The sequence below is a fragment of the Streptomyces sp. NBC_01261 genome (assembly GCF_036226385.1).
GTDB lineage: Bacteria > Actinomycetota > Actinomycetes > Streptomycetales > Streptomycetaceae > Streptomyces.
Genome location: NZ_CP108463.1, coordinates 10,481,360 through 10,494,721, shown reverse-complemented (window position 1 = coordinate 10,494,721; position 13,362 = coordinate 10,481,360). Strand labels below are relative to the sequence as shown.

The 13,362-nt window shown below is 69.8% G+C and carries 13 protein-coding genes; 1 reads left to right on the top strand and 12 read right to left on the bottom strand.

Going from position 1 to position 13,362, the window contains the following annotated elements; genetic code table 11:
- Window positions 1–7: 7 nt before the first annotated feature.
- The 4 genes from OG226_RS46565 to OG226_RS46550 all read right to left on the bottom strand — a co-directional run bounded on the left by OG226_RS46565 (window position 8) and on the right by OG226_RS46550 (window position 5,416).
- On the bottom strand, window positions 8–1,717 hold the full coding sequence (locus tag OG226_RS46565) for a thiamine pyrophosphate-dependent enzyme (protein WP_329352576.1): 1,710 nt from the start codon (window positions 1,715–1,717) through the stop codon (window positions 8–10).
- Window positions 1,718–1,730: 13 nt separating this feature from the next.
- On the bottom strand, window positions 1,731–2,591 hold the full coding sequence (locus OG226_RS46560; protein ID WP_328685558.1) for an amidohydrolase family protein: 861 nt from the start codon (window positions 2,589–2,591) through the stop codon (window positions 1,731–1,733).
- A 156-nt stretch (window positions 2,592–2,747) separates the two neighbouring features.
- Complete coding sequence (lhgO, locus tag OG226_RS46555; RefSeq protein WP_329352574.1) at window positions 2,748–3,956, bottom strand: L-2-hydroxyglutarate oxidase; 1,209 nt, start codon at window positions 3,954–3,956, stop codon at window positions 2,748–2,750.
- 47 nt (window positions 3,957–4,003) lie between these two features.
- Window positions 4,004–5,416 carry an aldehyde dehydrogenase family protein gene (locus tag OG226_RS46550; RefSeq protein WP_329352572.1) on the bottom strand — a complete coding sequence of 471 codons (1,413 nt, stop codon included), beginning with the start codon at window positions 5,414–5,416 and terminating at the stop codon, window positions 4,004–4,006.
- Window positions 5,417–5,721: 305 nt separating this feature from the next.
- Between OG226_RS46550 and OG226_RS46545 the strand changes: the two genes are divergently transcribed.
- On the top strand, window positions 5,722–6,009 hold the full coding sequence (locus OG226_RS46545; protein ID WP_328685555.1) for a putative quinol monooxygenase: 288 nt from the start codon (window positions 5,722–5,724) through the stop codon (window positions 6,007–6,009).
- Window positions 6,010–6,063: 54 nt separating this feature from the next.
- Here OG226_RS46545 and OG226_RS46540 read toward each other — a convergent pair whose 3' ends face one another.
- From OG226_RS46540 to OG226_RS46505, 8 genes are all read right to left on the bottom strand, one after another.
- Complete coding sequence (locus OG226_RS46540; protein ID WP_328685554.1) at window positions 6,064–7,092, bottom strand: methionine synthase II (cobalamin-independent)-like protein; 1,029 nt, start codon at window positions 7,090–7,092, stop codon at window positions 6,064–6,066.
- A gap of 3 nt (window positions 7,093–7,095) precedes the next feature.
- A complete protein-coding gene (locus OG226_RS46535) occupies window positions 7,096–7,671 on the bottom strand; it encodes a GlcG/HbpS family heme-binding protein (protein WP_329352571.1) in 576 nt (191 codons plus the stop codon).
- Complete coding sequence (locus OG226_RS46530) at window positions 7,668–8,453, bottom strand: alpha/beta fold hydrolase (RefSeq protein WP_329352569.1); 786 nt, start codon at window positions 8,451–8,453, stop codon at window positions 7,668–7,670. The genes OG226_RS46535 and OG226_RS46530 overlap by 4 nt, the downstream gene beginning before the upstream one ends.
- Before the next feature lie 26 nt (window positions 8,454–8,479).
- The gene (locus OG226_RS46525) at window positions 8,480–8,851 is read right to left on the bottom strand and encodes a VOC family protein (protein ID WP_019056998.1); all 372 of its coding nucleotides are present in this window, start codon (window positions 8,849–8,851) and stop codon (window positions 8,480–8,482) included.
- Window positions 8,848–9,618, bottom strand: a complete 771-nt coding sequence (locus tag OG226_RS46520; RefSeq protein WP_329352567.1) for a fumarylacetoacetate hydrolase family protein — start codon at window positions 9,616–9,618, stop codon at window positions 8,848–8,850. The genes OG226_RS46525 and OG226_RS46520 overlap by 4 nt, the downstream gene beginning before the upstream one ends.
- A gap of 6 nt (window positions 9,619–9,624) precedes the next feature.
- Window positions 9,625–11,073: an NAD-dependent succinate-semialdehyde dehydrogenase gene (locus tag OG226_RS46515; protein ID WP_329352566.1), complete on the bottom strand. Its 1,449-nt coding sequence runs from the start codon at window positions 11,071–11,073 to the stop codon at window positions 9,625–9,627.
- 40 nt (window positions 11,074–11,113) lie between these two features.
- Complete coding sequence (locus OG226_RS46510) at window positions 11,114–12,034, bottom strand: VOC family protein (protein ID WP_328685549.1); 921 nt, start codon at window positions 12,032–12,034, stop codon at window positions 11,114–11,116.
- A 302-nt stretch (window positions 12,035–12,336) separates the two neighbouring features.
- The gene (locus OG226_RS46505; RefSeq protein WP_328685548.1) at window positions 12,337–13,248 is read right to left on the bottom strand and encodes a LysR family transcriptional regulator; all 912 of its coding nucleotides are present in this window, start codon (window positions 13,246–13,248) and stop codon (window positions 12,337–12,339) included.
- Window positions 13,249–13,362: the final 114 nt, after the last annotated feature.

The window sequence follows — 13,362 nt, the reverse complement described above, 5'->3', positions numbered from 1 at the left end:
TCCTGGTTCAGCGGGTGACGAGCACGTCGACGACGGCGGTGGTGCCTTCCGCCACGGCCTTGAGCGCCCGCTCCAGCGCGGGGGCGAGGGCCTCGGGCGCGTCGACCGTCTCGGTGTGCATCCCGAACGGCGCTGCGAACGCGGCGAGTCGGGGCAGCCGGTGCAGATCGGTGCCGAGCCACTCCCCGGTGTCGGCGGCGGCTCCCTCGGGGTAGAACCTGCGGTGGTTGAGGTTCATCGACTTGTAGACGCGGTTGTTGAACACCACGATCAGCAACGGGAGTTCGTAGGCGTTGGACGCGTCGTACGACGGGATCACCGGGTTGTACGTGAACGCGCCGTCGCCGATGGTGAGCACCACCGGGCGTTCCCGCGCGGCGAGTTTGACGCCGAGCGCGACCGCGATGCCCTGGCCGAGGCCGCCCTGGACGTAGAAGTACGAGTCGGGGTCGGCGGTCTGGACATGGCGCTTGACGACGCGGCTGTGGGTGATGGTCTCGTCGACGACGATCCCGCCCTGGCCGTCCAGCAGCTGGCGCAGAGTCGCGGCGACGAGGACCGGGTCGATGCCCTCCGCCTGTGCGGCTTTCGCCTCGGCGGCGGCGATCGCGGCCTGCTCGTCGGCGTGCCGCCGCTCCTGGGCCGCACGGCGTACGGCTACGGCCCCCGCGTCCACGTCCTTTGCGCGCTTGGCCAGTTGGCGCAAGGTGTTGGTGACGTTGCCTTCCAAGTACGCGTCGGCGAACAGGACTTGGTAGACGACGTGCGGGCGTTGCGGCACCTCGTCGATGACGACGATCGTCGCCTTGGAGGGGCGGCGCGACGGCGGGTAGAAGGGAGCACGGCAGTTGACCAGAAGAATCAGGTCCGCCTCGTCCATCCACGGGCCGATGTCGCTGCCGGCGTGGAGGGAGTGGGTGCGCGGGAAGTTGCCGCAGACCGCCGAGTCGGGCTCGACGACCGGGATGTTCCACGCCTCGGCGAACGCGACGAGCGCCTCGAAACCGCCCGCCTCACGGCCCGCCGTCTCCGTGACGATGACCGGGTTCTCGGCCTCGCGGATCAACTGGGCGACAGGGTCGACCTCTTCGGGTGAACTGTGCGTCGAGCCGGGCCGCACGATCGGCTTGGCCTCGCGCCCGTCCCACTCCTCCAGCAGGATCTCCAGCGGGACGTTGAGGTACGCCGGTCCCGCCGGGGCCCGCCAGGCCAGTTCCGCCGCCCGCGTCACCACCGTAGGAAGGGTGTGGACGCTGGCGGCCTCGTTGGACCACTTGGTGAAGGGCTGGGCGATCTGGTGCAGGCCGCCCACGACGGACAGGTTGCGGTACCACTGGCCGCCGGGGTCCTGGCCGGGGCCGTCGCCGTACGTGGTGGACTCCGAGGAGCTGACCACCATCGGGACGCCCGCGAGCAGCGCCCCGTGCACGGCCATCGAACCCTGGAGCAGACCGGGGGCCGCGTGCAGCAGGACGCCCTGCGGCCGGCGCTTGACGAGGCCGTAGCCGGTGGCCATGCCGACGGCGACGGTCTCGTGGGTCAGGTCCAGGTACCGCGGGCAGGGCAGTCCGTCGCGGTGGCGGCGGGCGAGGGACTCCCAGACGGGGGCCCACTCGGAGCCCGACGAGCAGAAGATGTAGTCGGCGCCGACGGCGTTGAAGGCGCTGACGAGAGCGTCGCCGCCGTCGGCGCCGGGGGTGTTGGTGGTGTCGGTCATCTCTCGTGGTTCCTCAGCCCTCGATCGGCCAGTTCAGGACCTCGGAGATACCGCGGCCCATGATCCATTCAAGCTCCTCGGGCGTGAAGTCCCAGTGCTTGGTGAACTGCTCGATCGTGTCGGTGTAGGTGATGCCGTGGCCGAGCAGCCGGGTGATGTCGGTGCCGTAGAAGCAGCGCTGCGGGCCCAACCTGTCGACCATCTCGCGGACGTACTTCTGGATGTTGTTGTTCGGGAACGGCTGCGTGGAGTAGCCCGGGAGCGCCGAGAGCTTCACGTAGATGTTCGGGTGCGCGGCCAGGTCGGCGGTCTCCGAGACCCAGTAGCCGATCGCGTCGTCGACGCAGCGGGCCATGATGCCCATGTGGTCGATGATGATCTTCAGCTCGGGGTGCTTGGCGGCGATCTCGCCCAACTCCCGCTTCCAGATGGGCGCGTGGACCATCGTCGGGACGCGCAGTTCCTCGGCGATCGGCCAGTACCAGTCGTTGGTGCCGTCGATCATCCAGTTGCGGTCCTGCGGCCGGTGGAAGGTGAGGCGGGTGCCCTTCACATGCGGATTCTGCGCGAAGTCCGCCAGCATCGCCTTGCCCTCTTCGGGCTTGTTCTGCGGGATGCGCGCCATGATGCCGAAGCGGTCCGGGTGCGCCTCGCAGGCCTCCAGGGCGTAGTCGATGCGGTCGCCCTCCCAGGACGGCGGCAGGATCAGGGCCCGGTTCACGCCGGCCTCGTCCATCAGCTCCAGGGCCTCTTCGTAGGAGAAGGGGTCCTCGCGGTGTCCGTTGAGGCGGATGCGCTCCCGCGCGCCCGGGACCCAGGGGCGGTCCGGGGCCTCTTCCTTCCAGATGTGGATCTGCGTGTCGACAACGAACATGTCGTGAGCTCTTTCTCTCGAAGGTCGTACGAAGGTCGTGCGAAGGGGCTGGTGAGGTGGTGGTGCGGAAGGAACGCTAGGCGGGTCAGGAGGCCTTGCCGAGCCCTGGGAGCGCAAGCAGTAGTTGCGCGAAACACCGCTGTACGCAGGGCATTCTCAGTGTGCGGACGGGTTGTCGAACACGGCGCCGACGATGTGCTCGGCGATCGCCATGGACGCCGTGGCGGCCGGCGAGGGCGCGTTGCGCACGGCGGTGATCCGGCCCACCTGATGGATGCGGAAGTCGTCCACGAGGGTGCCGTCGGGGTCCAGTGCCTGGGCGCGGACGCCCGCCCCGCCGCGTACGACGTCGGAGACGCCGACACCGGGGACGTACGACTCCGCGTCCTTCATGAAGGCCTTCGCGGACAGGGAGCCGCGGTACTCCTTGATGCCGGTCCGCCAGTGCTGGGCGGCCATCTTCCAGGAGCCGGGGTACGCGGCGAGTCCGGCGAGGTCCTTCAGGGAGAAGCGGCTGAGCTTGTAGCCCTCCCTGGCCAGGGCCAGGACAGCGTTCGGGCCGACCTCGACGGTGCCGTCGACACGCGGGGTGAAGTGCACGCCGAGGAAGGGGTAACGGGGGTCCGGCACCGGGTAGATGAGCCCGCGCACCAGGTGCGTGCGGTCCGGCTTGAGGAGCATGTACTCGCCCCGGAACGGGATGATCTTCGGTTCCCTCCTGTCCTGCGCCAACTTCGCCACGGCGTCCGAGTGGAGGCCCGCGCAGAGGATCAACCGGTCGACGCGGACACGTAGTTGGCCCGAGGCGACCTCGATGCCGCCCGGCACATTGGTGATGGACGTGACCGGGAAACCGAGCCGCACCTCGCCCCCGGAGGCCTCGATGTCCTTCGCGAACTCCCTTGCGATCCCGGGGTAGTCGGTGATCGCGGTGCGCGGGGAGTGCAGCGCGGCGATGCCGCCGGCGTGCGGCTCCAGCTCCTTGATCTCGGCCTGGGAGATCCTGCGGAGTTCGGGCACGTGGTTGTTCCTGGCCCGCTCGTAGAGGTTCTCCATCCGGCCCAACTCGTCCTGGCGTACGGCCACTACGAGCTTGCCGATCTCGTCGTACGGCAGCCCGCGGTCCTGGCAGTACTCGCGCAGGATCGCTACGCCGCGCACGCACAGCTCGGCCTTGAGGCTTCCCGGCGCGTAGTAGATGCCGGCGTGTACGACCCCGGAGTTGTGGCCGGTCTGGTGGACGGCGACCTCCTGTTCCTTCTCCAGGACCACGACCCGGGTGCCGGGGCGGCGCAGGGCGATCTCGCGGGCGGTGGCCAGGCCCACGATGCCGGCGCCGACGATGCCGATCGTCTGGTCAGCCATCGGCATCCTCCTCTCTGTCGTACCAAATCTCTGTCGTACCGACTTAGTCAGGCACAGAAGTGGATGGCAATGGTCTTGACCCGTGTCGAGAAGCGCAGGACCTCGTCGCCCTGTTCCTTGTAGCCGGTGCCGGAATCGTGGAATCCACCGAAGGGCAGGTGCACGTCCCAGCCGGGGGTGGTCGCGTTGACCGCGATCTGCCCGCACTCGGCCTCGTCGGCGAAGCGGTACGCGGAGGCGAGGTCGCGGGTGAACACGGCCGCGGCGAGGCCGAATTCGGAGTCGTTGACCGCGTCGACGGCCTGTGCGAAGTCGTCCACGGCGCGCACGGCGAGGACCGGTCCGAAGACCTCCGCGCGCCAGATCGCCGTCTCGGCGGTGACGTCGGCGAGCACGGTCGGCTGGACGAAGCAGCCGTGCGCGTGGTCGCCCTCGGTGTCCGCGTGGCCGCCGGTGAGAACGGTCGCGCCTTGTTCCACGGCCCCCGCGAGGTGGGCGAGGACGCTGTCGCGCTGCTTCGGGCTGGAGAGTGGGCACAGGGTGGTCGCCGGGTCACTGCCCGGGCCGACCTTCAGCGCCCCGACCTCCACGACCAGGAGCCGCGTGAACTCGTCGTACACCGGCCCCTCCACGACGACCCGGCTGGTGGCGGTGCAGCGCTGTCCGGCCTGGCCGAAGGAGGCTGCTACGACGGTCTTCGCGGCGAACGTCAGGTCTGCGTCCGCCAGGATCACCGAGGCGTTCTTGCCGCCGAGTTCGCCCTGGAAGCGGACGTTGCGGTCGGCGAGACGGCGGCGGATGCGGCCTCCGACCTCGTTGGAGCCGGTGAAGGTGACGGCGACGATGCGCGGGTCGTCGAGGAGCGCCTCCTCGATCTCGGCGGTGCGGCCGGTGACGACGTTCAGGACACCGGCGGGCAGGCCCGCGTCGTGCAGGGCGCGGGCGAAGTGCAGGCCCGACAACGGTGTCTCGGTGGCCGGCTTGAACACGGCCGCGTTGCCGGTGGCGAGCAGCGGGGCGAGCTTGCGGGCCGGGGTGATCAACGGGTCGTTCCAGGGGCTGATCACGAGGATCACGCCGATCGGCTCGCGCTGGGTGTGCACGCGGGTGTCGGGGCGGGCGTCGTGCAGGAGGGTGCCGTAGCCCTGGCGGGCCAGGCCCGCGTAGTAGTCGAGGAAGTCGGCGGCCTTGAGGGTCTCGCCGCGGGCCTCGGCGCCGGTCTTGCCGTTCTCGGCGGTGACGTCGGCGGCGATCTCGTCGACGCGTTCGCGGATCAGCCTGGCCGCCTCGGTGAAGACGCGGGCCCGTTCGAAGGGGCTGGTGCGCTTCCATACGGCGAAGCCGCGCTCGGCGTGGTCGTAGGCGCGGGTGACGTCCTTGGCGGCGAGGGCGGGGATGCGCGCGAGGGGGGTGCGGACGTCGGCGGGGTTGTGCACCTCGATCCACTCGCCGGTCGTCACCCACTCTCCACCGGAGAGGGTTTCCAGGCTTCGTATGAAGATCACTTCCTTCGTCCGCCGCGGTGCGGGTCCGCGGTCTGCACAGTCGGCGGCCACAGTGGGCCGGATGCGACAACACACCATGTGGGGGCGGTGCCACCAGCCCCGCGGAGGCAGGCATTGCTTGCGCGGGGCGCAGGTCGGCGGAGGGTTGTTCCGTGCTGGAATCGGCGGGCCGGACGGCAGCCGCCGACCTGCCGCCGGGAGCCGGGGATCCACAGAGGATTCGCGGATCCGCCGAGGATTTCGACGAGGAGAGACACGACATGGCCTACGCCGTCATCGCCCACTACTTCTGCGAACCCGCCGACGAGGCCACGGTGCGCGCCGCGTTGCTGAAGGTGCGCGAACACACCCGTGCCGAGCCGGCGAACCTGGCGTACGAGGTGCACGCCGAGGCGGACGTGCCGGGGAGTTTCGTGCTGTACGAGCAGTACGCCGACCGGGCCGGTTTCGACGCGCACAAGGCGGCCGGGCACTTCAACGAGCTGATCGTGCGGACGATCTGGCCCCTGCTGACCGACCGCAGGGTGACGTTCGCCGAGGTGCTCTGAGGTCTGCCGAGACCTCGCCGGGAAGCGCGTCTCCCGCGCTTCCCGGCCCGTACGTCAGAACTCGTTGCCCCACACGTACCGTGCCACCGTCTCCACCAATTCGATCTTCCGGCGCTGCTGTTCGGTGCTCAGCAGCGGTCGGCTCGCCACGTCGGCGAAACCCCGGGACGGCGCTACGGCCCCGTCCTCCAGGTCCTTGAACTCCCCCACGGCATCCAGCCTGGCCATCACCGTGTCGATGTCCTCCAGCGCGGGCACGGTCGCGTCGACGAGACCCAGGCAGAAGTCACGCTCCTCGGGCAGGGCCTTGACGAGGGCGAGTTCGGCCGGGGTGCCCTGGTCGAAGGGGAGGATCCAGCGGTCGGCGGCGATCGCGCCGTAGAGCTGCTCGGCGCGGGCCCAGTCGATCGCGGCGGGGGCGACCGGGCCGGGGGCGAGACCGATCCGTACGCCTTCGGGGCGCTCGTCCAGGCGTACCGCGAGGGCGTCGACCGCGAGCGCGTCCTCGAAGGAGAGCGCGCCGGGGTCGGTCGGGTCGGTCCCCAACTGCCCCAGCAGAAGCGGGTTGTTGAGCTGGATCAGGCGGACGCCCTTGGAGACCAGCAGCTCGATCTCGGCGAGGACGATCTCCGCCAGTGCCTCGCCCAACTCCCTTGCGGAGGAGGGGCCGTGGCCGGGCTGGAAGGTGGTGGCGGCGAGGTACGCGGGCGAGGGCAGCGAGGCCTTCGGGGCGATCACCGTCAGTTCGGTGAGGCGTGCCGCCCAGTCCGCGAGCAGTGGGCCGTTGACCTTCGGAAGGGACTCCGCGACCCAGCGGGTGAGGCCGTCGGCGTCGGTCTCGTCCGTACGCCGGAAGCCTGACACTCCGTCAAGAACCGCACTGCGGAAGTCCTCCCGAGGGAAGTCGCCGTCGGTGACGACGGTGGAGCGTAGCTTGCGCTGGAAGGCGACCGCGTCCTTGACCGCCTGGAGTTCCGCCTCCTTCAGTGCCTCGGGGTCGCCCGACGCGTGTGCGGTGGTGAGTTCGGCGGGGCGGACCAGGCTGCCGTGGTGGTCGATGCGGTAGTTGAACGTGTCCGCCATGGGTCATGCGTCCTTTCCGGACGAGGACGGGGACAGGGACGGGGACGGGGACAGGGACGAGGACGGGGACGGGGACAGGGACGAGGACGGGGACAGGGACGGGGAAGAAGAAGACGAGGTCGAGGCCGGCTCGCCCGCAACACCCCAGGCGGCGAACTCCAGTTCGTAGCCGAGGGACGCGAGGACCTCCTCGGCGATCTGCTGGTCCTCGTCCGCGGTGCCGCCCGCGATGCCGAGGCCGCCGATGATCTCGCCGTCCTTCTTGATGGTGAGGCTGCCTTCGGTGGCCATGATCGGCATGGCGGCGCCGGGGAGTTGGGAGAGCTGGGCGAAGAAGACGGGCTGGCTCTCCTGCCACTTCTTCAGCATCTTGCCGGGGCGCTGCATGATCGCGGCCGTGTACGCCTTGGCGCGGGCGATGTCCGGGGTGAGCGGGCGGGCGCCGTCCGGGCGGCGGATGGCGATGGGGAAACCGCCCGCGTCCACGACGGCGACGCTGACCGCCTTTCCGATGGACTGGGCGCGCTTGTGGGCGGCGTCGATGATCTCCTCGGCGGCGTCCAGGGTGAGGCTGCTCATGCTGCTTCCTTCGGTGCGGTGAGGGTGCGGCGCAGGTGGGCGACGGCGGCGTTGTACTTCGCGGGCGTCTCCCAGTACATGGAGTGCGGGGCTTCCGGGACGATCTCCAGGTGTGAGCCGGGCAGCAGTTCGTGGGCGCGGGTCACGGTCTTCACGCTGAGCACCGCGTCCTTCTCGCCGGCGAGGAAGGCGACCTTGACGCCCGACGCGTGGATGTCGTCCAGGGTCGGGCCGTCGGTGTCGAGGTTGCGCAGGTCCTGCATCCTGGCGACGTTGAAGGTGCCCATCTGCTGGAAGAGGAAGGTGAGATCGGCCCGTTCCCGCTGGAACCTCTTGGTCAACAGGCGGTCGATGACGGGCAGTTTGACGGCCTCGGCGCGGTCGGCGGCGGCGAGTTCCTTCAGCTCGGGGTGGCTGATGCCGCCCAGCGAGTGGCCGAGGACGACGGAGCCGACGCGCTCGGGACGGAGCAGTCCGGCGCGAAGCGCGGCGACCGAGCCGATGGACTGCCCCACCAACATGGCATCGTGCAGGTCCTCTTGGTCCAGTACCGCGACCACGTCACCGGGGAAGTCCTGGCCGTCGAACTCAGGCATCGACGAGTCGGACTTGCCGAAGCCGCGCAGATCCACGGTGACGACCGTGAACTCCTCGCGCAGCGCGGCCACTTGCTGCCACCATGCGGCGTGGTGGCCGCCACTGCCGTGCACGAACAGGATCGCCGGACCGCTGCCGTGGCGCTCGTAGTAGATGGAGGTACCGTCGGAGTCGGCGATGGACATGGGGGTGAACTCCTGTACGCGGGTGGTTAGTTGGGGCGGCGGCCGTGGAAGACGAGCTCGATCATGGTGTGGTCGGGGTCGTGGATGTAGCAGAACTTCGACTGGTTCTCGGGCCGTTCGATCGGCCGGGTGTGCCGGATGCCCAGCTCCTTGAGGTGGGCGAGGAAGTCGTCCCAGTCGTCGACCTCGACGGCGAAGTGATAGGGCGCCATGCGCTCCATCTCCTCGACCGGGGTGAAATGGAGGTCGAAGTTGCCGCGGGTCATCAGCACCACACGGGTGTTGGACTTGGGCATGATGCGCTTCATCCCGAAGACCTTCGTGTACCACTCGGCGGTGCGGTCGGGGTCGGTGGTGGGGAAGTTGACGTGGTGGATGTAGCGGGGTGCGCTGCTCATGACGGATTCCCTTCGCTGTGTACGGGGTTGGACAGGACGCCTATGCCGCTGATCTCGATGTCCACGGTGTCCCCGGGTTCGAGTTGGCAGGTGGACTCGGCGCCCATCCACAGCACGTCGCCCGGGTGCATGGTGATGTGCCTGGTGAGTTCGACGATGTGGTCGAAGGGGTCGAAGACCATGTCGCCGGTGGCGAACGAGGCGCGGACCTCGCCGTTCACACGGAGTGTCGTGGTCTGCGCGAGCCCGTCGACGTCGGTCTCGATCCACGGGCCCATGGGCTTGAACGTGTCGCTGTTCTTGCTGCGCCAGAAGGAGCGGTCCTGGTGCTGCCAGGTGCGGGCGCTCACGTCGTTGCCGATCGTCCAACCGAAGACCGACTCGCGGGCCTCGTCGTAGGAGGCGTGCTTCAGCGTGCGGCCGATGACCGCGACGAGTTCGGGCTCGGCCTCGAAGCGGCCCTCGACCCCGGTCGGCTTGACGATGGGCGAACGGTGGCCGGTGAGCGCGTTGTTGGCCCGGTAGCCGACCTCGGGGCGGGTGGGTGTCTCGGCGCGGGCGTGCTCGATGTGGCGCGGGTAGTTCATGCCGACGGCGTAGAACACCGGCGGGACGACGACGGGCAGCCACTGCGCGTCGGCAACCGCGACCATGCCGATCACAGACGGGTCGCCGTCGATCGGGGACTCGGACAGCAGCTCGACGTCCTCCTCCCCCACGCGGCCCCACACCGCCCGGCCGCCGACCGCGACTCGCGTGTACCTCATGGCGGTTCAGCCCGCCAGCAGGTGCGAGACGCGCTTGGTGATCAGGTAGGCGTCGAGGGCCTCGGGGCCGCCCTCCCTGCCGTAGCCGCTCTCCTTGACCCCGCCGGAGGGGGCCTCGGCGACGGAGCCGCCGCAGTGGTTGATGGAGAGGATGCCGGCCTCCAGCGTGTCCGAGAGCTTCTCGGCGGTGGCGGCGGACTCGGTGAAACCGTAGGCGGCGAGGCCGTAGGGAAGGGAGTTGGCGATGGCCAGGGTCTCGTTCAGGTCGGTGAAGGGCACGATCGGGGCGAGTGGGCCGAAGGGTTCCTCGTGCATCAGCCGCGCGTCCGCCGGTACGTCGGTGAGGACGGTCGGGGCGTAGAAGTAGCCGTCCCTGCTGAGGCGTTGGCCGCCGGTGAGCACCTTGGCGCCGCGCTCCACGGCGTCGGCGACCAGGGTCTCCATGGCGTGCAGTCGGCGCTCGTTGGCGAGCGGACCCATGGTGGTGTCGGCGTCGAGGCCGTCTCCCACGGTGACTTCCTGCGCGGCCTTCACGAACTCGGCGGTGAACGCGTCGACGATGCTCGCGTGGACGAAGAAGCGGCTCGGGGAGGTGCACACCTGGCCCGCGTTGAAGAACTTCGCCTGGGCCGCCTTGCGGGCGGACTTCACGGGGTCGGCGTCGGCGCAGACGATGACCGGGGCGTGGCCGCCGAGTTCCATCAGGGTGGGCTTCATGACCTCGCCGGCCTGGGCGGCGAGGAGCTTGCCGACCGGGACCGAGCCGGTGAAGGCGACCAGGCGGATCTTCGGTGAGGGGATCAAGCGGGCCGACACCGCGGCCGGTTCGCCGAAGACGAGGTTGAGGACGCCGGCGGGAAGCCCCGCGTCGGCGTAGCAGGCGACCAGCGCGGCAGCCGTGCCCGGGGTCTCCTCGGAGGCCTTGATGACGATCGAGCAGCCTGCGGACAGGGCGGAGGAGAGCTTGCGGTTGGGGCCGCCGACGGGGAAGTTCCACGGCACGAACGCGGCTACGGGGCCGACGGGTTCGCGGCGGACGGTGAGGACGGTGCCGGGTGCGGACGGGATGATCCGGCCGTAGGCGCGGCGGGCGTCCTCGATGTGCCAGCGCAGGGTGTCGGCGGTGCGCAGGGCCTCGGTGGTGCCCTCGCGGAGGGGCTTGCCCTGCTCCTGGGCCATGACGCGGCCGATGTCGGGGGCGCGTTCGGTGATGAGGTCGGCGGCGGCGTGCAGGATCGCGGAGCGCTTGGCCATCGGGGTGTCGCGCCAGGTGCGGAAGCCCTCGGTGGCCGCGTCGAGGGCGCGGTCGAGGTCGGCGGTCGTGGCGAGGGGTACGTCGCCGATCACCTTCTCGGTGGCCGGGTTCACGATCGGGGCGGTCCGTCCGGTGCCGCCCTGGCACCACTCGCCCGCGATGTACATGCGGACGGCGGGGTAGCCGTGGTCGGAGGTCATGAGTCGGTGCCCTCTCAGGCTGGAAAGGCGGGAGTGGAGGTCAGGTGGCGGGGGCGTCCTGCTGATCGCGGTTGGAGCGCAGCGCCCAGATGTGGTGCGGCGGGGTGGTCTCGTGGACGCGGGTCTCGTAGGTGTCGTCGACGCGGTCCATGTCCGCCGCGTACTCGACGCGGCCCCCGCACGGGGCGTGCAGGAAGCGGAAGACGTTCGAGCCGACGGTGTGGCGGCCGAGCTTGCGGGCCTCCCGCCAGCCGCGCTCGATCATGTGGTTGCCGCCCTCGACGACGTCGTCGAAGCCGGGGACCTCGTAGGCGATGTGGTTGACGCCGGCGCGGTCGGGGCGGTGGCACAGCAGCATGGTGTGCTGGTCGTCGTCGCCCGGTGCCTGCATGAAGACGCCCATGGGTTCGACGATGTCGGTGGGCCGGAAGCCGAGCCGTTCGGTGTAGAAGGCGACGGCTTCCTCTCGCCCGGCCTTGACGATGTTCAGCGCGACATGGCACATGCGCAGCGGGAAGGCCCGGGTGAGCGGGTCCAGCGCGGTGTTCCAACGGGCCACGCTGCCCAGCGCGTTGGCGGGGCGCGGGGTGACGTCCGCGTTCTTCGGGCGGGCCAGGGCGAGTCCGACGCCGAAGCCGCTCTCGTCCACGGTGTGATGGACGCCGTCGGCGCTCTCGTGGACCCTGCGGTCGCGGCCCAACTCGGCGACCAGGCTGGCGAGTTCCTCCGGGGTGTCGACGCCCCAGACCACCTCACGGATGGTAGGGCCTGCCTCCACCGGCGGCGGCAGCAGGGGGCCGGGCAGGGTGTCCAGGTGGAGGGTCTGCCCGGTGAGGGTCTCGAAGACCGCGTGCTCCTCGGTGCGTTCCAGCAGGAACAGCCCGAAGTCGCCGAAGAAACGGACACATTCGTCTACGTCGTCGATCCCGTAGGTGACGGATTCGATTCTCTGGATTCCCATGGATGCCTCGTTTCGCGGGTCGCCCGGCGAGCCTAGATTTCGCGGCGTGAAGGCCTCAATGGTCCGGGCTCGTCTGAATTCGCAATCGTTTCTTGCGGCTGGGGCCTGTCCGGCGGATCAGCTCGCAGGAAAACATCGGTGCCTCATCAGCGCCGGTGAGCGGGGTGTGGCGCGTGCGGCTGCAAGGCGGAGGAGGACGTCGACAACCGACGGCAACGCCGCTGGGGCCCCCTCACGCCTTTAGGGCAATGAGGGAGGACGTGCCACACCCCGCGTCTGCGACAGGATCCGCCGGACAGGCCCTACGACCCGATGGCCGGAATGGGATTCTGTGAGAACCATTCGGCGAGGAAGTCCAGGAACACGCTGACCTTTCGCGGGGTGGCCTGGCCGGGGCCGTAGATCGCGAACAGGGGGCGGTCGGGGACCGCCAGCTCGGGGAGCAGGACCTGGAGGGCGCCGGTCATCAGGTCGTCGTAGGCCGGGCGTTGGGGCAGCAGGGCGATGCCGCGGCCGTGGACGGCGGCCTTCTGGAGGGCGATGTACGAGTTGGACGAGAAGGCGATGTTGCGGATCTTGTGCAGGGTGGAGGCGTGGCCGTGGCCGATGCGCCAGACGGGGTCGTTCACGTGGACCAGGCAGTCGTGGTGGGCGAGGCCGTTGGGCTCGGTGAGCGGGCCGCCGCGCTCCAGGTACTTCTCGGAGGCGCAGAGCACGAAGGGCAGCGAGGCGATCTTCTTGAGGCGGACGCTGGAGTCGCGCAGGTCGCGGGTGTGGAAGGCGACGTCGAAGCCGCTGTCCAGGAAGTCGTACGTACGGTCCGACATGCCGCCCAGTTCGAAGCGGACGTGGATCTTGGGGTGGGCCGCGGAGAAGGCGGCGATCGCGTCCCCGAGGTCCAGGCTGCCTATCCACTTCGGGCAGATGATGCTCAGGGTGCCCTCGGCGCGGTCGTGGAGGTGCGAGATGACGGCGTCCTCGGCCTCGATCTCGTCGAGGATGCGGGCCGCGAACTCGGCGTACTTCAGCCCCGGTTCGGTGAGGCTGACCGAGCGGGCGGTGCGGTTGACCAAGCGGACGCCCACCTGGCGCTCCAGCTCGGCCACGTGCCGCGACACGAGCGAGCCCGACGAGCCCAGCTTCTTCGCCGCCCCGCTGAAGCTGCCGGCCTGCGCGACGGTGACGAAGCTGTGCATGAGGAGCAGTCGATCCATGATTCCTCCGGAGGCCCACGTGTGCCAGGGGTGGGCCCCGGCGGCGGTGCCGGTCGTACTGATGGGTCCGCCCCTGCCGGGATGTCCTGGTGGCGGCTCCACTTGGACATTCCG